General features: G+C 44.1%; 26 protein-coding genes and 1 tRNA gene. 13 read left to right on the top strand and 14 right to left on the bottom strand.

What is annotated here, in order from left to right:
• Positions 1-16 precede the first annotated feature (16 nt).
• Both SPHMEL_RS06165 and SPHMEL_RS06160 read left to right on the top strand, forming a co-directional pair.
• Positions 17-334 carry a hypothetical protein gene (locus tag SPHMEL_RS06165; protein WP_042667762.1) on the top strand — a complete coding sequence of 106 codons (318 nt, stop codon included), beginning with the start codon at positions 17-19 and terminating at the stop codon, positions 332-334.
• Positions 335-346: 12 nt separating this feature from the next.
• Positions 347-568: a DUF2283 domain-containing protein gene (locus SPHMEL_RS06160; RefSeq protein ID WP_042667761.1), complete on the top strand. Its 222-nt coding sequence runs from the start codon at positions 347-349 to the stop codon at positions 566-568.
• 11 nt (positions 569-579) lie between these two features.
• Here the strand turns inward: SPHMEL_RS06160 and SPHMEL_RS06155 are convergent, their stop codons facing one another.
• A complete protein-coding gene (locus tag SPHMEL_RS06155; protein WP_042667760.1) occupies positions 580-858 on the bottom strand; it encodes a hypothetical protein in 279 nt (92 codons plus the stop codon).
• Positions 859-864: 6 nt separating this feature from the next.
• Entirely contained in the window at positions 865-1,149 is a 285-nt protein-coding gene (locus SPHMEL_RS06150; protein WP_042667759.1) for a dinitrogenase iron-molybdenum cofactor biosynthesis protein, read from the bottom strand.
• A gap of 421 nt (positions 1,150-1,570) precedes the next feature.
• On the opposite strand from SPHMEL_RS06150, the gene SPHMEL_RS06145 reads away from it, so the two are divergent.
• From SPHMEL_RS06145 to SPHMEL_RS06135, 3 genes are read left to right on the top strand one after another with little or no spacing between them, the layout of a single operon-like run.
• Entirely contained in the window at positions 1,571-2,419 is an 849-nt protein-coding gene (locus tag SPHMEL_RS06145; protein WP_232216788.1) for an N-glycosylase/DNA lyase, read from the top strand.
• A 21-nt stretch (positions 2,420-2,440) separates the two neighbouring features.
• Complete coding sequence (locus tag SPHMEL_RS06140) at positions 2,441-3,067, top strand: HD domain-containing protein (protein ID WP_042667757.1); 627 nt, start codon at positions 2,441-2,443, stop codon at positions 3,065-3,067.
• A 59-nt stretch (positions 3,068-3,126) separates the two neighbouring features.
• Entirely contained in the window at positions 3,127-3,993 is an 867-nt protein-coding gene (locus tag SPHMEL_RS06135) for a hypothetical protein (RefSeq protein ID WP_042667756.1), read from the top strand.
• A gap of 8 nt (positions 3,994-4,001) precedes the next feature.
• On the opposite strand, the gene SPHMEL_RS06130 is transcribed toward SPHMEL_RS06135, so the two are convergent.
• The gene (locus SPHMEL_RS06130; RefSeq protein WP_232216787.1) at positions 4,002-4,697 is read right to left on the bottom strand and encodes a metallophosphoesterase family protein; all 696 of its coding nucleotides are present in this window, start codon (positions 4,695-4,697) and stop codon (positions 4,002-4,004) included.
• Positions 4,698-4,759: 62 nt separating this feature from the next.
• On the opposite strand from SPHMEL_RS06130, the gene SPHMEL_RS06125 reads away from it, so the two are divergent.
• Positions 4,760-4,999 carry a hypothetical protein gene (locus SPHMEL_RS06125; RefSeq protein WP_014767935.1) on the top strand — a complete coding sequence of 80 codons (240 nt, stop codon included), beginning with the start codon at positions 4,760-4,762 and terminating at the stop codon, positions 4,997-4,999.
• Between the two features lie 2 nt (positions 5,000-5,001).
• On the opposite strand, the gene SPHMEL_RS06120 is transcribed toward SPHMEL_RS06125, so the two are convergent.
• Positions 5,002-5,181 carry an indolepyruvate ferredoxin oxidoreductase subunit alpha gene (locus tag SPHMEL_RS06120; RefSeq protein WP_042667754.1) on the bottom strand — a complete coding sequence of 60 codons (180 nt, stop codon included), beginning with the start codon at positions 5,179-5,181 and terminating at the stop codon, positions 5,002-5,004.
• A 60-nt stretch (positions 5,182-5,241) separates the two neighbouring features.
• Between SPHMEL_RS06120 and SPHMEL_RS06115 the strand changes: the two genes are divergently transcribed.
• Positions 5,242-5,928, top strand: coding sequence for a PHP domain-containing protein (locus SPHMEL_RS06115; protein WP_042667753.1), 687 nt, complete (start codon positions 5,242-5,244; stop codon positions 5,926-5,928).
• Between the two features lie 3 nt (positions 5,929-5,931).
• Here SPHMEL_RS06115 and SPHMEL_RS06110 read toward each other — a convergent pair whose 3' ends face one another.
• The 3 genes from SPHMEL_RS06110 to SPHMEL_RS06100 all read right to left on the bottom strand — a co-directional run bounded on the left by SPHMEL_RS06110 (position 5,932) and on the right by SPHMEL_RS06100 (position 9,953).
• Positions 5,932-8,370: a valine--tRNA ligase gene (locus SPHMEL_RS06110; RefSeq protein ID WP_042667752.1), complete on the bottom strand. Its 2,439-nt coding sequence runs from the start codon at positions 8,368-8,370 to the stop codon at positions 5,932-5,934.
• A gap of 70 nt (positions 8,371-8,440) precedes the next feature.
• A complete protein-coding gene (locus SPHMEL_RS06105) occupies positions 8,441-8,812 on the bottom strand; it encodes a hypothetical protein (RefSeq protein ID WP_012608719.1) in 372 nt (123 codons plus the stop codon).
• A gap of 10 nt (positions 8,813-8,822) precedes the next feature.
• Complete coding sequence (locus SPHMEL_RS06100; protein ID WP_042667751.1) at positions 8,823-9,953, bottom strand: radical SAM protein; 1,131 nt, start codon at positions 9,951-9,953, stop codon at positions 8,823-8,825.
• 411 nt (positions 9,954-10,364) lie between these two features.
• Here SPHMEL_RS06100 and SPHMEL_RS06095 point away from each other — a divergent pair, with 411 nt between their 5' ends.
• A complete protein-coding gene (locus tag SPHMEL_RS06095) occupies positions 10,365-11,522 on the top strand; it encodes a hypothetical protein (RefSeq protein ID WP_012608717.1) in 1,158 nt (385 codons plus the stop codon).
• Between the two features lie 15 nt (positions 11,523-11,537).
• On the opposite strand, the gene SPHMEL_RS06090 is transcribed toward SPHMEL_RS06095, so the two are convergent.
• The 6 genes from SPHMEL_RS06090 to SPHMEL_RS06065 all read right to left on the bottom strand — a co-directional run bounded on the left by SPHMEL_RS06090 (position 11,538) and on the right by SPHMEL_RS06065 (position 16,122).
• A complete protein-coding gene (locus tag SPHMEL_RS06090) occupies positions 11,538-12,428 on the bottom strand; it encodes an ATP-grasp domain-containing protein (RefSeq protein ID WP_042667750.1) in 891 nt (296 codons plus the stop codon).
• A gap of 3 nt (positions 12,429-12,431) precedes the next feature.
• Positions 12,432-12,764 carry a hypothetical protein gene (locus SPHMEL_RS06085; RefSeq protein WP_156915450.1) on the bottom strand — a complete coding sequence of 111 codons (333 nt, stop codon included), beginning with the start codon at positions 12,762-12,764 and terminating at the stop codon, positions 12,432-12,434.
• Positions 12,765-13,080: 316 nt separating this feature from the next.
• Positions 13,081-13,986 (bottom strand): hypothetical protein, encoded by a 906-nt coding sequence (locus SPHMEL_RS06080; RefSeq protein ID WP_012608714.1) that lies wholly within the window; start codon positions 13,984-13,986, stop codon positions 13,081-13,083.
• A complete protein-coding gene (locus tag SPHMEL_RS06075) occupies positions 13,956-14,777 on the bottom strand; it encodes an S-methyl-5'-thioadenosine phosphorylase (protein WP_042667749.1) in 822 nt (273 codons plus the stop codon). The genes SPHMEL_RS06080 and SPHMEL_RS06075 overlap by 31 nt, the downstream gene beginning before the upstream one ends.
• A gap of 3 nt (positions 14,778-14,780) precedes the next feature.
• The gene (locus tag SPHMEL_RS06070) at positions 14,781-15,464 is read right to left on the bottom strand and encodes a phosphoribosyltransferase (protein WP_042667748.1); all 684 of its coding nucleotides are present in this window, start codon (positions 15,462-15,464) and stop codon (positions 14,781-14,783) included.
• Between the two features lie 106 nt (positions 15,465-15,570).
• Positions 15,571-16,122, bottom strand: a complete 552-nt coding sequence (locus SPHMEL_RS06065; RefSeq protein ID WP_042667747.1) for a flavin reductase family protein — start codon at positions 16,120-16,122, stop codon at positions 15,571-15,573.
• Between the two features lie 71 nt (positions 16,123-16,193).
• Between SPHMEL_RS06065 and SPHMEL_RS06060 the strand changes: the two genes are divergently transcribed.
• The 5 genes from SPHMEL_RS06060 (at position 16,194) to ppa (ending at position 20,115) form a co-directional block, all read left to right on the top strand.
• Positions 16,194-16,278: transfer RNA gene (locus tag SPHMEL_RS06060), tRNA-Leu, on the top strand.
• A gap of 527 nt (positions 16,279-16,805) precedes the next feature.
• Positions 16,806-17,945: an ADP-forming succinate--CoA ligase subunit beta gene (sucC, locus tag SPHMEL_RS06055; RefSeq protein ID WP_042667746.1), complete on the top strand. Its 1,140-nt coding sequence runs from the start codon at positions 16,806-16,808 to the stop codon at positions 17,943-17,945.
• A gap of 2 nt (positions 17,946-17,947) precedes the next feature.
• The gene (sucD, locus tag SPHMEL_RS06050) at positions 17,948-18,823 is read left to right on the top strand and encodes a succinate--CoA ligase subunit alpha (protein ID WP_012608707.1); all 876 of its coding nucleotides are present in this window, start codon (positions 17,948-17,950) and stop codon (positions 18,821-18,823) included.
• 278 nt (positions 18,824-19,101) lie between these two features.
• On the top strand, positions 19,102-19,506 hold the full coding sequence (locus SPHMEL_RS06045; protein ID WP_012608706.1) for a hypothetical protein: 405 nt from the start codon (positions 19,102-19,104) through the stop codon (positions 19,504-19,506).
• Between the two features lie 81 nt (positions 19,507-19,587).
• Positions 19,588-20,115, top strand: coding sequence for an inorganic diphosphatase (ppa, locus tag SPHMEL_RS06040; protein ID WP_012608705.1), 528 nt, complete (start codon positions 19,588-19,590; stop codon positions 20,113-20,115).
• A 326-nt stretch (positions 20,116-20,441) separates the two neighbouring features.
• Here ppa and SPHMEL_RS06035 read toward each other — a convergent pair whose 3' ends face one another.
• Entirely contained in the window at positions 20,442-22,481 is a 2,040-nt protein-coding gene (locus SPHMEL_RS06035; RefSeq protein ID WP_051401019.1) for a DNA topoisomerase I, read from the bottom strand.
• Positions 22,482-22,494 lie beyond the last annotated feature (13 nt).

Raw genomic sequence — 22,494 nt, 5'->3', positions numbered from 1 at the left:
CAAGAGGGTGGAGAAAATGGTTTCAACGAAAATATCTGATAAGGAGCTCGACGAGGCATTGATGGAGAAGCAGGAGAAGAAGCCTACAGACGAGAAACAGAGATGGGTTAACAGGATATTAAGAAGTGCTAGACAGTATCATAAGATATGCCCCTACTACGATAAAAGAACAAAGATGTGCTTCCTACTCATGGGTACTAAGTGTGAAAGGGATGGAAAATTCGATGTATGCCCAGTCTTCAAGTCGTTCCTCGAGAAGAAATACGATGAATACAAGTCGAAGAATATGCCGCTACCACTAGACTTCGCTGACGTGGTTGCATCACCGTTTTAAAGGTGTGTTGTAATGAGTGCCAGGAGGTATTACGTGGAGAACCCGGAGAAAATAATGATGGAGTATGATCCACAGAGCGACATATTGTATATAGATTTCGCTGGCAGCGAGCAAGAGGCTGATGAAGAAATACTGAGTGAAGACGGTGATATAGCTTTCAGGATTAGGGAGGGTAGGATACTTTCAATAATGATTATGAATTTCAGTAGGAAGGCGGGGTTTTACCCCTCATAGCTGAAGGTTTTCTACGTGAATCCTCTTTCAAGGATCCTGATCATAGTCTTTCTAGGTGGGAGAACCCTGATGACATCTTCAACTAATTCATCGGTCAATGGATTTACAATATCTATTAACACGGTGTCTTTAAAGACCTCAACCATGATAACAGTACTGTCACCACAATAGTAGAGTTCAAGTCTCTGGGATAACTCGGTGTTTCTACAGCCTATCTCGCTTAATTTACCCCTTAGTTCTCCAATGATGCCTATTCCTCCACTCACATCGATTGTATAGTGCTTTATCACTTAGGCTCACCCAGTGAAGAATTCCCCTATTACTTCATCTATGGTTTCAAGGCTTGTAACAACTACTTTAACACCCATTTCTTCAACTAGTTCTTTATCCTCGCCACTTATTTCTCTAGTGAATAACAACCATGTATCGTATTCCTCGATTAATTCCTCGAGTGCCTCAATCCCCGTGTTTCTAATAGACTTTTCAGGCTTATTCTCCTCAATATTGTAGAGTACTACTTCACTAGCCAACTTGAAACCCGAGATCCTGCCATCCCTCATAGTGAACAACACGTATCTCACTTAAACCACCCTCTGCTAAAGAATATTAAAGTGTTTTATAAACTAGCAAGTTATAGCCTGTTATAACCGAAAGCCTCGTCCTTTAGGGCTGGAATGGAGGTTTTAAGCTTTTTTCCTTAGAGATATTTTGGTGTCCCGGCCGCGGGCGGTGAGGGAGTGCTAACCCTAACGGTTGGGATGAGGGTTAAAGGGCAAAACTACATCTATCTCTAGAGCTCATAAATTACTCTATGAAACCTTGAGGAAATACTTCGACCTGCCCTCCAGATAAAAGATGCATCCCCGAATAGATGGAGGGAACCAATGAACCCCCTAAAGGGAACCCCAACCCTTTAGAGCGGGGAGGAGGTCGGCTCGAATCGTTAAGCAGGGTTAGAGTTTAAGTTAAAGATTATTTTGAGAATCTCTTCTAGTTGATATGGTGGGGGACTTGATCAGGTTTAATCATGAGAGAGCATGCTTCATAGGTAGGAGAATAAGTATGCTTAAACATGTTATTGAGATATTAAGGCGTACCGATCCTCAGTTTAAAGCTGTTGAGTCCCTAATCAGCTCGCGAGGTGTAAATGAGGCATCGATATTAATCATAGCTAATAGTTTAATCAGTTACCAGCTAAGTGTGAAGGGTGAGGAGTATTGGGTCATGTTCTCCCACTACTTCAGTGATAAAGGCAAGAGTGTGGGCTTAAACGAGTTCACTAGTTTCATGGGTTTAAGTGGGAACACTAGGCTGCTGGATCAAAAGAAGCGGAGGCTTGCTAGGTTCCTCTCATCCAGTATTGTGAGAGAGCTTTCGGACGATGGATTAAAATACTGCGTAGATCTCTTGGAGCTAAATAGGCAACTATCCATGCTCTACGGTGGTGACTACTCTAAAACCGTGGTCTTCGCTGTTAAAATGTACAGTTACCTCTGCGAGGCCTCAGGAGTGAAGCCACTTACAGCCGGCATTAAACCCCCATTAGACATGAGGAATGCTTTGTTCCTCTTATCCTCCTGTATTGTTGAGGGATGCGGTGCTGATACTGAATGCGTAGGTAAAATAATGAGTGGGCGACACAGGAATGAGGCGGTTAACGCGTTGTTAAAGGTGTGTGAATGCGGTGGATTAAATTGTATAGAATTAGACGTGTTCACCTGGCTTGTAACAGGAGTTCTAAGAGATACCGGGTTTAATGTCTATAAGTCCAGTAGATTGATCAAAGAGAGATATGGTGTTGAAATACCCGTCGATACTCTACAAGAGATATCTCTATGTGTTAAGAGTTAATGTGTTAAATGGTGATCATGGATGAGTAGTAAGGGTTTACAGGATGTGGTGAACATTCTTGAGAAGATATGTAGGGTATTATATGATAACTCCCTGGATCATGGATGGCCACATATTGAAAGAGTATTGGGCTACTCGCTGAGAATCGTGAGGGAAGGAGGTGTAAAGATCAGCGAGGATCTCCTCAAAATCGCTGTATACCTCCATGACATCGGGAGGATGATAGGTGACCCTCACGCGTATTATTCTGCATTAATAGCTGAAGAGCTATTAGGCGAGCTGGGTTTACCAAGAGATAAGATAGAGACCATTATTGACGCGATAAAAGCACACTCCTATAGCTATAATAAGGCGGGCGAGTACGGTGAATCACAGCTCTCAATAGTTTTAAGTGATGCTGATAAACTGGATGCACTAGGCATTATTGGCTTTATAAGAGTATTCCTCTATGGTCAAAGGCATGGTAGGAGCCTTGGGGAATCGATTAACCATTTCCATGATAAAATATTAGGACTTGAGAAGTACATCAGGCTGGAATACTCTAAGAGGCTTGCTAAGTGTTTGAGTGAGAGGACAAGGAAGCTGTTATGCATGCTCATCGAGGAGCTAGGGCAGGAGTGCAGGGAGGAAGCATGTAGTACTATTTAACCAGGTGAATCACAGTGATTAATATCACCTGTAACAATTATAGTTGAAAGGGGCTGTGTATGAGCCTAGAAGTCGCGAAAATACTCGTGTATGGTGCATTAAATGGCTTAAACACCTATGTAAAGCCTGGCGGCTTACATAGATTGAGACCCGATAAATTATTCGATGAGATAGCATGTAACATTGTTTCAATACTAGACGGCATTGTAGGCGCGTATGAAGAGGGGGAGAGGGTTAGGAAAGGGGAAAAGGCGTTGACAAGCGTTGAATTAGGAAGGATACTGGCTAGAACTTATAGAGAGGCCTATAGGGTTTGTAGTATCGTCCACCCGGGATATTTCACACCTATGCTCATAGCTTCCATGGCACTTGGTTACAGTGGGGTCGAGAGCATTTTAAGCGATCCAGGTAAATTCAAGAGATCCCTTGACTCGATCCTAGCTGGCAATAAATGGGGCGACATAAGGCATTTCATAGACTCATTGAAATCTATTGGTAGAAGCGATATGAATGAACACCTAGCCTCAACGGGGTTGACCCAGGTATCGTTGATTCAGGGTGGGGTATCATATACGGATGTCTTCCGGGCACTGGGATCCAGGTGGCCTGGCTTCATACTCTTGGATCCCCGTGAGAACCTCCTTCTAAACGGCTTGAGGAAACTCGTAGAATACCATAGGAAGCTGAAGAATGCCCATGCTGCAATACTCCTATTGTACCTCGACTTGATTGAGGAGAGGCTCGGTGAACAGTATAGGGAAGGCGTATCTGAGGCGAGGAGGCTGGGGCTCATGGAAACCCATGAAGGGGCAAGGAAACTCTTCGAGCTTGATGTATCACTGAGGAAGAATGGCATTGTTCTAAATGGTTTCGTGGAGCAAGTGGCCAATCTAGCAGCGTTAGCGGCATTAGAGGGGGTTAGATAGTTCTATTACTATACTTCAACCTTAATTATTCTACCTCTGGCTGGTAGAGCGACATTGTATACTTTAACACTATCGATATTAATGCTCTCAACGAGTCCGTTGTGGGCATGTCCATGTATAACAGCCTTTAACACGTTTCTATGGTTTACTATTACATTCTCCATTCTCCTTGATGCAAGGTAGGGGTGTATCGCGAGGTTTTCACCGGTTAAATTCCTGTAGGTCACACCATAATGCGTGACAAGTATGATGGGTAGGTTAGTTGAGGCTGCTTGATTTATCAAGGAGGATATCTTATCTGGTAGATCCCTAAAGTATTTGATAAGTCCGGGCATATTCTTAGCCTGCCATCGCGTTGGCTTATCCAACGCTCCTCTTGAACCCACGGCCACTATTCTACCTGTTAAGGTGTCGATGACCCTGTAATTATCATGTAAAAATATTACGTTGGGATACCTCATTATATACTCTTTCTCTGAGCCTATATACTCTTCATTACCGAATACGGCTGCTACCGGTACGTCTGGATGTACCAAGTTGATTAATTCTATGACGCGTCTGTACTCAGCTATGTTATTGCGCTCGACTATGTCTCCAGCTAATATGAATAGATCCGGCTTACATGTGGAGTTTGCCAGCGCTTTTTTAAATAATTCCAGGTACTGAGGGCTATGAATATCTGATGTAGCGCATATCGTGGTCAAAGCGTTCCCCAATATTTATAAGGACTCCTAAACCTGTTAAGCATTAAAGGGGTGTGAAAGCAATGACGATTGGGCTGCTTAAAGGTGTGAATAGATCTGGTCATAAAGGGTGGACAACCGAGAAATGTGCTATATGTGGTACAACCCTGGACTTTGTACAGGGTTATGATTTAAAGAATATATATTATTGCCCGAAATGCGTTAGCCAGAAGTTAAACGCGTATTTCTGTGCGGCCGATGCTAGAACACTACACTATAAGTGTCCTTATTGTAAGAGTGAACTGAAGCCTTACTACGCATAGGCCTAGTCAAGTATTTCTATAGCATGCACGGGGCATAGGGGTTTACACGCATAGCATTCAATACATTTTGCTTCATCAATCATTATTTTATCTCCTCTAATACTAAAGACGTTTACCGGACAATAATCTACGCAGAGCATACATAGTATGCACTTGGATTGTTCAAGGATGATCCTCGCCAAGCTTAAAACACCACTAGGTATTAGAATATCTATAATGAGTTTAAAACGGTGATTTCACTAATGCTTATAGCCGATCTCCATATACACTCAGTCTACAGTGATGGGAAAGCCAGTCCACGGGAGATAATAAGGCATGCCCTGATTAGAGGTATTAACGTGATCTCTATAACAGATCATGACACGTTTAAAGGCGGGTTAGAGGGATACAGGTTCTCGAGGGAAATAGCCAGGAACACTAGTGACACTAAGATACTAGTGGTACCGGGGATAGAGTTAAGGAGTTATAGCGGGGATATACTTGTCTACTGCGAGAACGATGTAGAGCTTCCCCGTGAAGTCGGCTTACTGATAGATAAGGCTCATGAGAATAATTGTGTAGTTGTGCCAGCCCACCCCTTCGATACTTGGAGGCATGGGTTAGGAGACGTGGTGTACGACTATGATGGATGGGATGCGATCGAGGTATGGAACGCTCACGCATCTAGAAACGCTAATAGGAGAGCTCTGGAGGCTTCGAGGATCATGGGGAAACCCGGTGTCGCAAATAGTGATGCCCACATACCGGAACACGTGGGCTCAGCCTACACCTACATACTTATCGAGGATGCGTCGAGCATAACAGAAGTACTGGATGCCCTGAGAAAGGGACTAGTAAAGCCTCATCAGGGAGGGCTCTCTCTTAAAGACAATGTAGAGAGGATTGCCTGGAGCATCGAGTATAGAGTGAGAAAAATCCTTGGAGACTAATATTTAGGGTGACAAGTATACGCCGCCCCCTACATCAATGGTATTGGAGGGCGCTTCCTCGTAGAATTCTATCTCTTCGAGTTTATGGAGATCCCTCAGTTCCTCTGCTACCTCTTCAAGGTCCTTGGGCAGGTATACCTTGCCCCTTAATGGTTCACTTAGCTTCATATTATTCCTCTTCTTATAGCTCCATATAGCTGAGTTAACATTGACCACTTTCTCAACGAGGTTATGTGGTTGCTTTAAGCGCTCTCTATCTGGCTCCGGAAATCTCTCTAAGTGTATGGATCTCCCATAGAGCTCCCTATATATGGCATCTGTTATAAAGGGCATTATGGGGGCTAGGGCTTTAAGTATTGATTTTAAGGTATAGTGGAGTGTGAACCATGCTGCCTTCTGTTCCAGCTCATTATATTTGCCATCCCTGTTATATGCTCTAGACTTGGTTAACTCGATGTAGTGTGAGGCGAAATAATTCCATGTGAACTGATAGATCTCGTTCACCGGCTCGTATACATCGAGCTCGCTATATGCCTTATCAATCTTCTCAATTATTTTATCAAGGTACGCTAGTGTTGCTTTATCTATTCCCCTTAACCTGTATTCCTTGGGCTCCGGGAAGCTGGAGATATACCTTGCTATATTCCATAGTTTTGTAGCAAAGTATAAACCGGTTTTCAGTGTTTGCTCTGAGAATCTGTAGTCATAGCCTAGTTTAGCACTTATAGCAGCCCAGAACCTAAATGCATCTGCCCCGTATTTCTCAACATATGGATCAGGATCGATAACGTTTCCCTTAGACTTATGCATTGCTTCCCCTTTCTCATCAAGCCCCATTCCAGTGATTCTAACCCATTTGAAAGCAGGCTTCCCGGTCAACTGGTATACTCTTAGAATAGAGTAATATAGCCATGTTCTAATAATATCCTGTCCCTGAGGCCTCAGCGTGTATTTAAATGCTTTCTCAAATAGTACAGGATCCCTTATATAGTGGGTTACATATAGAACACTTATGCTGCTGTCAAACCATGTGTCGAAGACTTTTTTCTCGCCTACTAGGTATTCACGGGGAGCCCCGCATACAGGGCATTTATCCCATGGCGCGGGTTCCCTCCAGGGTCTATAGTATTTACCAGGCTCCGGTAACAGTATTGAACCACATTTACTGCATTTCCACAGAGGGATCTCGGTTGCATAGTATCTATCCTTACTTATCGGCCAATCAGTCGAGACACTGTTGATCCAGTCAACCAGTTTCTTTTTATGCATTAAAGGCTTGAACTCTATTTGATCGATTATTTTTAACAACTCATCCCTGAAATCCAGTTGCTTCAGGAACCACTCCCTCGAGTTCACTATCTGTATCGGTGTCTTACACCTCCAGCACACTGGAATGTCGTGCTTGATTTTCTCTTTTTTAACCAGCAATCCATTCGACTCAAGGATCTCCACTACTTTAGCTCTAGCTTCAGTAAGCTTTAACCCGGCGAGGATCCCAGCTTCTTTGGTTAAGTAACCTTCCTTACTTACTATGATCAAAGGTTCTAACCCCAGATCCCTGAACATCTTTACGTCTCTTTGATCACCGTAACTACATACCATGACCAAGCCAGTGCCATAGCCTGGATCAACCTCCTCGTATTCCAATATAGGCATTTCATGACCGTAGACAGGGTTGATAGCGTGCATTCCCTTGTATTTGACATATCTTTCATCGCCCGGATGATACACGAGGGCTTTACAGGAACGTAGCAGTTCAGGTCTTGTAGTGGCTACTACTATGTGTTCACCAGTCTCCTTAACCTGGAACTTTATATAGTATAGATACGTCTCCTCCTCATTATACTCTAACTCGGCGTCAGCCAACGAGGTCCTGCACCGGGGACACCAGTTAACCGGTCTCTCAGCCTCATATATAAGGCCCCTCTTATAGAGCTCTATAAATGTAGCCTGCGTGATTCTCCTATACTCCTCGCTGTCAGTACCGTTTCTCCAATATTGGAAACTGCATCCAAGCCTCCTCCATACATTAACGAGCTCACCCTCGGCTTTATCGAGGAACTCCCTGCAGAGCTTTAGAAAGTGCTCCCTACCCTCCGGTGTTGCGGAGAGTTCATGTGGATTCACCTTATACGTCTTCTCGACTTGTACTTCCACGGGTAGTCCATTTCTATCCGCGTAGAATGGGACAAGTACATTGTAACCCTTCATTCTAAAGTACCTGGCAATCATATCGATTTGGGTATAGTGGGCGGCTCCACCGACATGCCATTTACCGCTTGCATAGGGTGGGGGCGTATCGATGGCAATGATCTCCCTGTTATCACCTGGATTAAATATGAATTTGTATACTCCTTCCTTATCCCAGGTTTCAAGAAGCTCTTTTTCCCTCTTTAAATCCCATCTTTTCTCACGAATTTTTGGCTCGTAGGCTTGTTCCATGATACTGTCCCTCACTAAATTAGGATATTCCATAGTAAAGAATTTATTTTAATATATTTTAGGATTCCCTCTAACAATCTCCGCGGTGGCACCCTATTATACGCCAGGAGGCCTCGTATAGCGACTCTATATCACTGTATGTCGGCTTTTTTCTGAGCACCCATTTAACATTTATTGTTTCATAGTTATCGTCTACTTTAACACCTATGATTATTATCTTTGATACACTATCTAGATCCACGTATCGATTATCACCGGGTTCTGGTGATAATTCTTTTAGGAGTAGACATGTGTTTTCCACGCATTTTTCTGTGTAATCCGTAAAAATCCATTTACTCCTATATACATCAACTGATACTATATAGGAGTCGCCTTCCTCGACGACTATGACTCTATAATGATCGCTGAAATAGTATTCTGAAACAATACCTGGTTTACTCAATGAAATCGCCTCATGATACCTGTTGATACATTATCCCCAAGCTATCGGCTATCTCATAAGCGGTCTTTAATTCTGATGCGCTAGGTTTTCGAGCTATCTCAGGGTATAACCCGGGGTGTTTCGCTACTATGTGTTCCGGCCTATATTGATCCATGATATTCACTAATGCCCTTGGCGTGTTCGATGCAATCCATTCTAAGACTCTTCTCGTACAGCACTCTACGTGCCCTGGTAAAACCAAGTGCCTTATAATTATATCACTGGAGTCATGTGCTACCTTTATATTCCTAGTTACAATCTCCCAGTAGTTTCTCACCTTACTGAGTCTCCAAGCGCACTCATTATTGCCGTATTTCAGGTCGGGCAGCCATATATCTATTATGTCCCGTAGTAGCGTCATAGCCTCCCCGCTCATATACATGTTGCTGTTCCATAACTGGGGTACATTTACATCGAGGTACCTGAGGCTTTCAAGTATGAATGGTAGATGGGGCGTTGGCTCCCCACCTACGTGATTTATGTTCCTGGCTCCTTTAAGCCTTAGATTCCTCTGTATAAACGCTAATTCCCTTGGTGAAACCCGTTCCCCATCTCTAGCATGTACCTGGCTTATATCCCAGTTCTGACAGAAAACACATTTAAAGTTGCATCCACCATAGAATATCGTCCCGCTGGGTACCAAGGGGGCTTCTTCACCAATATGGTGGAAGAAGCTGTGCACTATGCACTCCCTATCTACCAGGCAGACACCGGGCTTCCCCTTAATCCTCTTAGCACCACATTTCCTTTCGCAGAGTCTGCACTCCTCAATAAGCTTATACGCTATAGCCGTCTTTATATCAAGGTAGCTGTATTTAGGGGTTTCCAGCTCACTGATGTCGAGGCCCCTCTCAACTATATCTCTGAGAAGCGATGCGAACTCCCTGGACGCCTTCTCGTGAATGCTCCATAGTTCATCCAGGGGCATATTATTGTAAGGATCTATATCCACGGGGACCTTCTTCGCGACCATGAATCTAGCTGGCTTCTCGTTTTTCATCACGCTATAATACCAGGAGAGTCTTTCAACTACGATAGGATCGCCCCATACAGTTAACGCGTCAGACCTGTACATGATTAGTGTTTTAAACCAGTCGAACATATATTTCCACACTATTATTAACTCCTGAATTAAGGTCTTTTATTGTTGTCACATTTATCTCTAGGAGCGTTCATAGAATTCGATTTATTCAAGCCTACAATACTATGTCTCATAGGTTATAGCACTTAGATTTCCCTGGTTTCAATGATACTCTAGATACCTAGGGAGCCTGAAGCAGCTGCCACCATGGGGGATGGGTATTAGATTCGGTTTTAATCAGGCTGAGAGCTCTTCTTCACAGCTCCGACGGTTCGCTATTCATCATGTCGATCATAATAATACTGGTGGGTAGTTTATTAATGTGTCCGATGAGTCCGATGGTTTCAAGCATATTGGAACAGTTTCCCCGATTGTTTCAGACGAGCCCTTATTTTTAACTATCGCTATATACCCTCCTTGAGGTGGTGTAATGTGAACTGGAGGATAATCGGGTTAATATCCATAGTGGCATTAATAGTCTCGATAGCGCCATTAGCATCCATACCCATCATCGCAAGCGGGGATCAGGAATCCCAGGATTCAGAGGTAGCCAGTGACATCATCGTTGGGAACAGCACGATGAATCTCACAGTGCCAGCTATATCCATCGATGATGCCTTAAACCTAGCATATATGATGAGGAATATAACGTATGAGCTGTTCATGTGGGAGGTAAACCATAATGTAAGCGTTGCTAACGTGACTCTTAACCTCGGTGATAAATTCCTTGATAAGGCCCTGGAGCTGAAGGATAATGCAAGTAGGAGGGCAATAGTCTTCGCCGTAGTGGCCGCGATACACTATGGCCATGCTCCTTCATTCGCTAATCCAGTGCTGGCAAGGGTAATATACAGTAGCCTTGGCGAGAATAACACCGTGACAGATGAGACTGTAAACGCTGTGATAACTGCATCAAGCGAGTTAAAATCCATACTGTTAAACGCGGTAAGCTACGCTGAGTCAAAGAATTTCAACACCACTTTTACATACTACTGGGTCAGTAAGGGTGATAATCTAACCTCATTAGCACAGCAATACCTTGGAGAAGGCAATGTTACAGCAGCATTCAGGCACGCCATAGCCGGGTACAAGGCTTATGTTAGGGCGTACTCTACACTAGTGAAGACCGTGTTCACCCAGTATCTTAGAGACCTCGGGATAATCAGGGGGAAGCCATTCATCCCTCCAGGACTACTGGATAAGCTACCTCTGGAATTAAGAAGCGAGATAAATGCTAGAGTAGAGAAGGGTGAGATTAAGAGCATAAGGGATATAGTGGGCGAGGTTAGAAAGGAGATACAGAATAGAACTGAGATGTGGAAGGAGAGAGAATACGTTCAGATAGCTAACATACTAGCTTCAGCACTAGAAAAGCTCAGTAAACACCCCGTATTAACAAGGGTAATAATGGGGAAGCAGTTGAGGGATTACTGCTATGATCTAGTGAAAGAGGTAGCATCGAAGACCAATGCCACGGGACTACAACTACTCCAGCTGTCGCTGCAGGAGCTGCAGAACAGGGTTCAGGGAGGATTAAATATACAGCAGGAATTCCAGGGCTCAGTAGTAAAGATCAGGATGAAACATTAGTCTTCTAAGCCTACTCTACTTTTTTATTTTTTCGATAACATATTTTACAATGTAATCGGGCGGATTTACTCCTGTAGCGCTCCTCAACCCCTCCCATTGTGGAAACGCGTTCACCTCTAGAATATAGTATCTCTCGGTACCCTTATCATACGCTATATCGACGCCCGCATACTCTAGGCCAAGTATTTTCACGGCTTTCAAGCCCAGCTCATATACCTCTGGCTCCTCCTTCTCGCTGACAGGTACTCCACCAGCTCCCTGGGCCACATTTGTCTTCCAAGAATATGGGTTAACACGTTTCATGGCACCTATTACTTCTTCGCCAACTACGAAAACCCTGTAATCATAACCCGGCTTCTCAAGGTACACCTGGTAGTAGCTTGGTAAACCTATATTCATTAATCCCCTTGTGACATTAAATGCGAGATCTGGGTCCTGTACTAGCGTGCTCCCTAGGCCAAGGCTCCCCATGAGGGGCTTGTATACCACTATATGCTTGTCTTTAACATACCTCATAGCTGTAAAGGGGTTCTCGGTTACAAGCGTCTCTGGTACGGGAAACCCCTTTAAGTAGAGGTGCAGGAGGCATCTCCACTTGTCTCTAGCGATAAGGGATTTAGAAGGATCGTTGATCACGGGTATTTGTGAAGCAAGTGCCTCGAGAACACCGATTCTCTTCATTAGAGTCTCTAAGCTGGTTATGAAGCCTATTCCTCTTAGAATAGCAGCGTTAACACTTACCTCCTCCGTGGACTGGTACACCTTGATGCCCCCAGGCGTTAACACAGCATCAAGCATCGGTGTCTTCAAGTAAACTGGTTCATGCCCGTGCCTAGATATCGACTCCATTAGTTCAAGTGAGCCCTTCCTAGGCTCTTTTTTATAATCCACAACAGCTATCCTCAAACCCTACACCTTCTCAATTAATGCAGCTAGTATAAGTAGAGCCGAGGATATGCCTGTAGCGGTAAGGGCTGAGGTAAGCGTAAACCCTGAGAGAGCAGCACCAATGATGGAGCCGAGGCATGTTATTAGGATGATCATGTGTATAACACTCTTGCACTCCTTTAAGCTATCCTGGCTCTTAATGTAGATGTAGAAATAGAGTAGTGAGATGAAGAAAACGGCTAGGCCGGCTGCCACGTATGGGAGTGTTAAATTGTATACCGAGATAAACATGCCTATGAATACGCCTGCACCAGCCAGGTACGGTATTTTCCTTGAGTATAATAATTTACTCATACTCATCCTCCCTAACTAGCTTAAAACAGACTGGGTATTAAATAATGATATTCTTACACGTCTAGATATATAGGTTGTTCTTATAGATTTAAACCATTGTGCTTATAAAGCGTGCTCCAGGGTTCGGGTCTGGTGAATATCTGTGATTGCCTGTAGATATTTCTGGCTACCTGCTTCACCCTTCACAGCGGGGGAATACCCCGTATACCCGCCCAGAGAATACCGGGAGAAAAGTAAAAGCAATAGTCATCAAGGAAAACAAGTGAAGACACCGAGAAGATAAAACACATCCAAAAATATCCAAATTAGAAAGGATTTAGAACCCGCAACAGGCTAGATAATTAGCTATTATGGCTAAGTATATGTTGGCTTCAATAGGGTCAGTGTTTAATATTAGTTCGTTTACTCTAGTTTTCCCCACTGCAAGCCTGCTCTTGAGTTCTCTTAGATAATACTCCTCCACACTAGTACCGATTAATAACACGTCCGCTGAGTTAGGTATTGACTCAGGATATTCGTACCTAGCATTCACCCGTCTACGTTTTAATGCGTCAACTAGGTAGCGTGCGGAGGGCTCCATTAACCTACTCGATGATACCACTACTTCTCTATGAAGGGATACCTTAGAGAAAACATCCTTGTAAACCTCTATGAGTTCTCCAGCTATTAAGGTGAAGCCTTCCCTGCTGTGTTCAAATACCCTCACACCTCTCCTGGATAATCTATCCTTATATATACTGGCTAATGCGTGGAACACAGCGATAGCCATTACAAGGGTTGAGTCAAGCTCATCATTGATGCTTGTGTAGATGATGTTATAGCTCTTCAATACCTCCACGATTTTTTTATCAACAGGCTTAGCCACTAGCGCCATATAGGGATGGCTCATTATTCTAGCTATCTGAAGTATGTTAAGTAGGCCTGAATGGTTTGACGTGTATATGATTAAAGGTGTGGGATCCCTGTAGGCCAGCACATATAATGATGTAGATGGAATATCAAGGAGAAGGATTGATTTTTCTTCATCCATGGTTACTACGTGCCAGAACATGCATGATGCTGGTAGGTAACCATGACCGTTGTAGGATATAATGAGCCTGTTTGAGCCTGTCTCACTTAAAAAATTCCTTATATTGTTTGATAGGCTCCTAGCTTCCTCCTCTAGTTTACCTAGTTTACCCAGGTAAGCCCCTACATTAAAGCTGTCTCCAGGCTCCTGCAACAGCTACACTCCTCTCCACGTGGCTCGTCTTTCAATAGCTCTATTATATCCGGTAATAGTCTCTGGATTTTAATAGTGTTCTCTCTCATTGTTTTCATGACTTCCTCGGCTGTAACGGGTTTTTCAGCCCATACATCGTAGTCTGTGACCATTGCTATTGTTGCATAGCATAACTGTGCCTCACATGCCAGGTTGACCTCCGGCACGAGGGTCATCCCTATCACATCGGCTTTAAATACCTCCTTCCAAACCCTACTCTCAGCCCTTGTACTGAATCTAGGCCCCTCTATACATATGTATGTTCCCTTTTCATGTATCCTTATATCTGGGTGTCTCGCGGCTGCCTCGAGTATTTTCTTCCTGAGGTGTTCACAGAATGGGTCGGCCATACTTACATGTGCAACTCTTCCACCCTCGAAGAACGTGAAGTCCCTAACTCCCTTTGTCATGTCTATGAATTGATCTGGTATTACAAAGTCTCCTGGCCTATAGTCTTCCCTAAGGCTTCCCACAGCTGATACAGCTATCACCCACTTCACACCAATACTCTTCAGGGCCCATATGTTCGCCCTATAGTTTATTCTATGGGGCGGTATCTTATGTCCCCTGCCATGCCTAGGTAGGAATGCTATGGTTTTGCCCCGTAGCTCACCGATTATTATGTTATCGCTGGGAGCACCGTATGGGGTATAGACCTTGTACTCTCTTATATTACTTAGACCTGGGAGATCGTATACCCCGCTTCCCCCTATAATAGCTATGCTGGCTTTCACAGAGGGCTCGACCAGCATTTCTCACACCTTCAATAAGTACTTGTCTCTGCCTGGATCATACTTTACGATGTCTTTCTCTAGTAGAATCCTTAGCGCCTCTCTATAATACATATCTCCAACATCTATCCCATACCATTCCTTGAAGCCATCTATTATCTCCTTATAGCTCCATTCTTTTTTACCAGTTTCCTTATATGTTTCGCTCATCATTCTTTTAATGAATTGATAAGTGTCCTCCAGCCTGGTCCAGGGGTATTGGAACCATATCCACTCCTTTACCTCTAAGTAGTAGTAGTCTGGCTTATACTTAGCTACAGGGCTTATCCATTGCAGTGCTGCTGTTTTAACCTCGAGCGGGCTCCAGTTATCCCTTATATAATCCCTAGCCAACCTTAATGTCTCGCCTGTATCCACGATGTCATCCACAACCAGTACCTTCATCCCTGATGCGTCGAGCTTGAAGGGATATTTGAGTACGGCTCTTTCCTCGGCTTTAGCTGCCTCAGTCCAGTGCTGGCTTTGAATACTGGCCAGGTTTTCCACGCCCAGGAAATCGCATATGAGCCTCGCGGGGACGAATCCCCCTCTTGAAACAGCTACAACGAGCTCGGGTTTGTACCCGTTCTCCCTTATAATCCTGGCCAAGCTCATTGACCACTCTACTATCTCATCCCATGTAACTAAATGGGTTCTAACCCTAGGCATTTCTATCACGTAAATATAATAACATATGTATACTTAAAAAGATTAGAACCCGGCCCAGAGAATCAAGGACAGTATACCTTAATAACCTGGTTGGAAGAGTGAACAATTACTTCTTTTCCACCAGAATCAATTTCCCATTAATAGTGAATACTCTCCCACTGTTATGCATGAGTATTCTAGCCTTGTCCAGGTTCCATCCATATCTTACATATAAATCTCTTCTCACATGAATAGCTTTCACACTAGCTATGAATAACACGGATTCTCCAACAGGTACCTTATTCTCCACTATGCATTCTAGTATACCTAATGCTCCGTTAATTCCTGGTGTAGATATATGTTTTGAGGGATAAGGGTTTAAGCCTAGTTCCCTCCATTTATCTCTTTCCCTTCCACTAACGCTTCCAGCTCTATAGGCCAGGTCCGCATGTTCCTCGCTGAGCACGTTTATAGTGAACTCACCCGTCTCAGTGATGTACTCATGGGTAAGGCTTTTGCTCCAAATCGAGACAGCCACTAGGAATGGTTCATCACTGATTGGTGAAACCCAGGAGGCAGCCATAACGTTGAGTCTTCCACTACTACTCCTAGACACTATCAAGTACACCGGCCTTGGATGCAGGACGTGATATTCGCCTGGATCGACCTCAATGTACATCATGCTACATCAGGTATATAAGTATAAAGTGAAAAACATTAAAACCCTGCCATACCATAATTCAAACCGGTGCGGGGGTGCCCGAGCTTGGCCAAAGGGGTCGGGTTGAGGACCCGGTGGCGTAGGCCTGCGTGGGTTCAAATCCCACCCCCCGCACTAAGATTCTGTCTTAAAATCAACTAGGATTGCTGAGGTCAGGATCGCCGGCTGGTTTCACTGACCTCTTCCCTGCCCTAGAGGGCGAGGCTTTCAGTTGTAACAATCTTCTCCACTGCTCCAATACTATTGGGTGTAGTTAATAGTATCAGTGTTTTTCGGTGCAATGATATCTGTTAGTCTTCCTTCGGGTTTTCATCGCTGCTAGGTTTAGCGTTATGTCGACAATTATATGCCTTACTATGAGTATGCTATGGTGAAACACAATCTTCTCTATCCTACTAAGTGTGGCCCTATATTCTACCTGACAAAACATCGCATCGCGATCTCCAAGTATGGGTATCAATTACTATGGGCAGGTATCTAGTGGTTGCTTGAAACACTTGGTTATTTCAGCACCTGGTTAACACATTGTGAATTTTGAACAATGTTGAGTCCTCTAAGAATGATATTATGGCTGGTAAAAGATCGGATCACACATGCGTGCTTTAAATCCTTGCCAAGTATCTTAAACTATGGGGTCCTGTATGAAACTGTATGAGTATGAAGGTAAGGAGATAGCTAGGAAGTATGGTATTGAGACCCCTAGAGGCATCCTTGCAACAAGTGTTGAGGATGTGGATAAGGCATATAGAGAGTTGAACACGGGGACAGTAGTATTAAAATCCCAGGTGCTCGTGGGCGGTAGAGGCCTGGCCGGTGGAGTAAAGAAGGCTAGTAACCTGGAGGAGGCCCTTACGAAGGCGAGGGAGCTCTTCTCGATGAGCATTAAGGGTGAGAGGGTTGAAAAAATACTGGTGGAGGAGGCTGTGTGTATCAGTAGAGAGCTTTACATGTCTCTCACTGTTGATAGGGCTACTAGAAAACTAGTCTACCTTGCCTCAGGTATGGGCGGTGTTGAAATAGAGGAGCTAGCTAGAAAACACCCTGATAAAATACTCAGGATACCCGTAGACCCGTTCATAGGATATAGTGGCTACATGGCTAGGCATGCACTTGGGTTCCTTGGTCTTCAATGGGATAAACTAGGACAGCTCGACAACATCATGAGAGCTATGTATAAAATAATGATGGACTATGACGCGGAACTAGTGGAGTTCAATCCCTTAGCCTACACGTGTGATGGGAGGCTTACAGCGCTGGATGCAAAGATAATCATAGATGATAACAGCTTATACAGGCACCCCGATCTTCAGCCTTTATACGGGAGGGATGCTACCCCCTATGAGAAAGTAGCTAAGCAACTCGACTTCAATTATGTCGAGCTTGATGGAGACATAGGGGTGATAAGTAATGGAGCCGGGTTAACAATGGCCACCATGGACTCGATTCTACATTATGGTGGGAGACCAGCCAACTTCCTCGATATTGGTGGGGGTGCTACGCGTGAGAGGGTCAGGGAGGCAGTTAAAATAGTGGTCACCCATCCAAGGGTCAAGGCAGTGTTAGTCAATATATTTGGCGGTATAACCAGGTGCGATGAAGTGGCCTCTGGAATCGTTGAAGCCCTAAGTGAAACCAAGGTGGCTAAACCCATCGTGGTTAGAATGCTTGGCACCAATGAGGAGGAGGGCAGGAGGATACTTATTGAGCATGGTATAACTGTTTACACGGAGATGGATGAAGCAGTATTAAGGATTATCCAATTAGTCAGGGGGGTGGGCTGAAGATGGGTATAATAGTCGACTCAAGGACCAGGGTACTGGTTCAAGGGATAACAGGTAGGGAGGGTGGGTTCCACACGAAGCTCATGCTGGAGTATGGTACCAAGATAGTTGCAGGTACCTCACCCGGTAAAGGGGGAACATATGTCCATGGGGTTCCAGTGTATAACTCTATAAATGAAGCCATTAGAGAGCAGGGGACTATTGATGCAAGTATAATATTTGTTCCAGCCAGGTTCGCCAGTGACGCTGTCTACGAGGCAGTGGACAATGGTGTTAAAACCATAGTGGTTATCACAGAGGGCATACCTCTACACGACGAACTCAGGTTTGTGAACTATGCTAGAAGCCGTTCTGTCACACTTATTGGACCTAATACACCTGGAATAATGACGGTTGGTGAGGCAAAGCTAGGTATAATGCCATCGCATGTGTTTAAACCTGGTAGAATAGGCATTGTCTCAAGAAGCGGTACGTTAACATACGAGGTAGCTAGGGAGCTTATCAAACAGGGTTACGGGGTTTCAACAGTTCTGGGATTGGGTGGAGACCCGGTTACAGGGTTAGACTTCATTGATGTATTCAAGATGTTCTCCAAAGATGATTCAACAGATGCAGTCGTGTTAATCGGGGAGATAGGCGGCGATGCTGAGGAGAGGTTTGCTAGATTCTACAGTCAGTATGATGGGAGGAAACCGGTTGTTGCATATATAGCTGGTAGAACCGCCCCACCAGGGAAAAGGATGGGTCACGCCGGTGCAATAATATCGATGGGTATAGGCGACTATGCTTCCAAGAGGAGTAGCCTTGAAGAAGCCGGAATACCTGTAGCGGATACCCCGTCACAGATACACCAGTTATTAAGCAAGATCCTTGTATAGGGTTCACCCAAGGTATTTTTAAGGAAAACCTCCTTGGAATACATGATGTGTCATGCTGTTTTTGTTTTATAGTTTGGAGTTTTATAGGCTGCTTAATGTTCTTTCCGCTTTCAAAGCAAAATCTATAAGTACTGGCTCCTTGCAAATTCTAGGCTGGCTCCCTAAATATTATCTAATGCTATGGAGACACAAGGGATTTCGTGGTTAGCTGGTTAGGAAAGATTTATTTATTTGCTTTGATCCCAAATAAATATATCAGGTGGAGCAAATTGAGTATCGTGATAAAGGAGGTTTCTTCATTCAAGGATATATTAAAGATGATAGATGATACAATAGCATTACTGAAACAACAGCTGGCAGAAAACCTGAAGAAACTTGAAGACGCACGTGTGAGGGCTGAACAAGTGAAAAAGTTGAGGGAGACATTCAAGAACCTCTTAGGAGAGGAGGTCCTGGTAAGCGGTAAGGAAATAGATTTGAAAGATGCTAAGATACTTATAAACCCTGATCCACTTACAGAGCTCAAGGCAATAGAGGAGGCCATCGAGAAGATAAACACGACTATTCTAACACTTCAAAACCTCAGGAAATCGCTTGAGCCATGGACCACTGTTGAAGTACCTAGCAGGATAACCGTGGTTGTCAGGGAGGGTATTCCTGTAACAATACTGCTGAAACTATGAGCTTAACTAATAGAGAATACTTTTTATTCTCTACGGTATTTAATCCCTAGAATAGTGTCCGCAATTGGGGGTGCAGGAGTCATGAGCCAATACAGTAAGCTCGGTCCTGGTTCTAAAGCCCCTGAGGAAGTATATGTGGTTATAGAGATCCCGGTTAACAGTGGAGTCAAGTATGAACTGGATAAGGAGACAGGGGTTTTAATGGTTGATAGAATACTGTATACTTCAATGGTATATCCATTCAACTACGGTTTCATACCCGGTACGTTGGAAGAAGATGGAGACCCGGTTGATGTCCTGGTTGTATCAAGCGAGCCTCTAATACCTGGCTCAGTTATAAAGGTAAGGCCTATAGGAGTCTTAGAAACAGAGGATGAAAAGGGAAGGGATGCGAAGATTTTGGCTGTCCCAGTTGATAAAGTAGACCCGAGGTATAGTAATATAAGAGATGTAGGAGACCTACCTGAGGCAGTTAAGCAGAGGATAAAGCATTTCTTCGAGCACTATAAGGAGCTGGAACCTGGTAAATGGGTTAAAGTAGTAGGGTGGAAAGGAAGAGAGGAAGCCTTAAAGAGAATTAATGACGCAATTAATAGGGCCAAAGGCTAACATAGTGTTTTTCACGATTAGAAACCATACCCCTTTCCGTTTCCCGCCTCGGTATGTTGTTTCCGCTTTCATATAGGTTTACTACTGAATTCTTTTATTGAAGAATGTAATCGCATGCATGAATCTATTCCTTAAATCCCTTAATTCAAGATGCACGGGCTCCATTGCGCCAGTGGACGCCCTCAAGCCGTATACAAGCCCAAGCAGGATACAGGGGAAACAAGGATGAAGAGATGAAACCAGCTTATATAAACCTATATGGGACCTGAACTCCTACGGTTTTCCGGTCAGAACAGGTGGACATGTGGATGCTATACTCATGGAAGCTAAGTTAGCTCAGACTCTATAACCTCCTTAACCCATTTACCAGTCAACTTAGACTTCCTTAACTTATCAATATACTCGTTGAAAGTAATGTCTTTCCTTCTACTCCACTCGCCATAGTATTCACGTACTAGTTTAACTGCGTTAGCGTGGTGGCTGCAAAGTCCATTAACGACTCCTTCGCGATAACATGAGCTGACGCGACACTTTCTTGTGTTCTGGATTATTTTCAACCTTAAAGCCAGTTGTTTCCCTGCCTCAATTCTGTTTCTATCAAATTTACCGAGTAGCTCGGTGAGAACCCTTCTCGCCTCCTCCAGTACCTCGCTCCTCTTCTTAACCCCGCTCCTTATGCTGTCCATCTCCTTCTCGAACTTACGTGTTAGTTCGACGCTGAGGAGATCCGGGAAGAACTTCTCGAGGATCTCTACAACTCCAAAGCCTATCTCGGATACGTCTATACCGCTGGATTTTTGGTGTTGGTATAAGTATTTTCTTTCGAAGAGTTTCTCAATTATCTGTGCCCTCGTAGCTTCCGTACCTATCTCAACGCTCTCCATCCACCTTAATAGATCTGTTTTTGTGAGCCTTTTAGGAGGCTTCGTATATGATTCGCTAGCCGTGGCCTTTACAATATTTAATAACTCCCCCTCCTTTAATACAGGTATCTTGCCTGCATGGTAGTTGTGGAAATTATAATACTTCAACCAACCATACTCCTCTATAACCTGCCCCTTTGTCTCGAATACGTATTCGTGTGACGGTGTGGTAGCCTTCACTACGTAGTAAACTATTTTAGCTGGTGGGGCAAACACTGCTAGAAACCTTTTTACTATGAGATCATATATAGCCCACTGCTTCTCTGTGAGTCTTCCTGGGACAACCCCAGTGGGGTAGATTGCTGGATGGGCTGGATCCTCCTTCTCTCCTTCGACGGGGGTTAACACACCTTTGGTCTCAGATATAAGGCTTTCCACAAGGTTCCTATAACTCTTTATCGATGAAATATTCTCCAGTATCCTCCTGTAGTCTAGTGTTGGAGGAAGCTTCTGACTGTTCGTCCTAGGATAGCTTATTAAAGCATCTAGGTATAGTTGCTCAGCTATGGACTGGGTTTCAGCTGGGCTGAACCCGTATAGTCTAGCCGCCTCCTTCTGTAGATCCCCGAGGTTAAATGGGGGTGGTGGATGGAGTATATGGTGTTTTTTCTCAACTTTACTTACAATCAAATACTTGTATCCTCTTATTTTCTCCACTATGTCTCTTGCATCTCTTTCCTTTTCAACCGGGTTACCAGTATACTCTAGCCTTATTTTTTCACCATTCTTCTCCACTGTAATATTTATATTATACTGGGGTAGTGGTATGAATAGGTTTCTCTCAACTACTTTATCTACAACATATTTTAGTGTAGGGGTTTGCACTCTGCCAGCGCTGAGGATTATCCTCTCGCCCACAGCGTCCTCGACAGCCTTCATGAGAGCACGGCTTACATTAATACCCCATATCCAGTCCAACTCATGCCTACATAGGCCAGCCTCTATCATCTCGTAGTCTAGCCTGGTTAAATTATTGAAGGCTTTTCTCAACTCCTCTATTGTTAAGCTAGAAAACCTGGCTCTGAAGGCTTTTCTCTCGTCGCCGTTGAACTTTATTATTAGATATCCTATGACGCTTCCCTCTATATCGTAGTCACATGCGTTTACATAGTAGTCTACTCCACGGCAAAGCTTCCCGAGTACTTCAAGGTACTCCCTTATATATTTCTTGCTTGGATCGGTCAGATGTAGCGGGATCCATTCATAGCTGTATACAGGGTACCCCCTTAGACTTGTGTGCAGCTGGTAGAGGTGTCCCACCGAGCTAGCAATAATTATGCTTGAACTATACGAGTCAACCTCGTAGATGGTAATGGAGCCAATTCTTTTCGCGTTATGAGTAGGGGAGAGGGCACTGGCTATTTTCTTGGCTGCCTTAGGTTTCTCAGCTATAACGAGTATCCTACCCTTTAAATCCCATATCCTTATACTCTTGCTCACCATCTCTCCCCTATCT

The sequence above is a fragment of the Desulfurococcus amylolyticus Z-533 genome (genome assembly GCF_000513855.1).
GTDB classification, from domain to species: domain Archaea; phylum Thermoproteota; class Thermoprotei_A; order Sulfolobales; family Desulfurococcaceae; genus Desulfurococcus; species Desulfurococcus amylolyticus.
The sequence above is the reverse complement of the archived record's forward strand: the minus strand, read 5'-3'. Positions and strand labels throughout refer to the sequence as shown.

Bases quoted from the DNA above. Each gene is read 5' to 3' on its own strand.
- SPHMEL_RS06110 (WP_042667752.1), bottom strand. From the start codon at position 8,370: ATGGAACAAGCCTACGAGCCAAAAATTCGTGAGAAAAGATGGGATTTA.
- SPHMEL_RS06065 (WP_042667747.1), bottom strand. From the start codon at position 16,122: ATGTACATTGAGGTCGATCCAGGCGAATATCACGTCCTGCATCCAAGG.
- SPHMEL_RS06070 (WP_042667748.1), bottom strand. From the start codon at position 15,464: ATGCCTAGGGTTAGAACCCATTTAGTTACATGGGATGAGATAGTAGAG.
- SPHMEL_RS06165 (WP_042667762.1), top strand. From the start codon at position 17: ATGGTTTCAACGAAAATATCTGATAAGGAGCTCGACGAGGCATTGATG.
- sucD (WP_012608707.1), top strand. From the start codon at position 17,948: ATGGGTATAATAGTCGACTCAAGGACCAGGGTACTGGTTCAAGGGATA.
- SPHMEL_RS06135 (WP_042667756.1), top strand. From the start codon at position 3,127: ATGAGCCTAGAAGTCGCGAAAATACTCGTGTATGGTGCATTAAATGGC.
- SPHMEL_RS06035 (WP_051401019.1), bottom strand. From the start codon at position 22,481: ATGGTGAGCAAGAGTATAAGGATATGGGATTTAAAGGGTAGGATACTC.
- SPHMEL_RS06160 (WP_042667761.1), top strand. From the start codon at position 347: ATGAGTGCCAGGAGGTATTACGTGGAGAACCCGGAGAAAATAATGATG.
- SPHMEL_RS06075 (WP_042667749.1), bottom strand. From the start codon at position 14,777: ATGCTGGTCGAGCCCTCTGTGAAAGCCAGCATAGCTATTATAGGGGGA.
- SPHMEL_RS06140 (WP_042667757.1), top strand. From the start codon at position 2,441: ATGAGTAGTAAGGGTTTACAGGATGTGGTGAACATTCTTGAGAAGATA.
- SPHMEL_RS06100 (WP_042667751.1), bottom strand. From the start codon at position 9,953: ATGTTCGACTGGTTTAAAACACTAATCATGTACAGGTCTGACGCGTTA.
- SPHMEL_RS06085 (WP_156915450.1), bottom strand. From the start codon at position 12,764: ATGAGTAAATTATTATACTCAAGGAAAATACCGTACCTGGCTGGTGCA.
- sucC (WP_042667746.1), top strand. From the start codon at position 16,806: ATGAAACTGTATGAGTATGAAGGTAAGGAGATAGCTAGGAAGTATGGT.
- SPHMEL_RS06115 (WP_042667753.1), top strand. From the start codon at position 5,242: ATGCTTATAGCCGATCTCCATATACACTCAGTCTACAGTGATGGGAAA.
- ppa (WP_012608705.1), top strand. From the start codon at position 19,588: ATGAGCCAATACAGTAAGCTCGGTCCTGGTTCTAAAGCCCCTGAGGAA.
- SPHMEL_RS06125 (WP_014767935.1), top strand. From the start codon at position 4,760: ATGACGATTGGGCTGCTTAAAGGTGTGAATAGATCTGGTCATAAAGGG.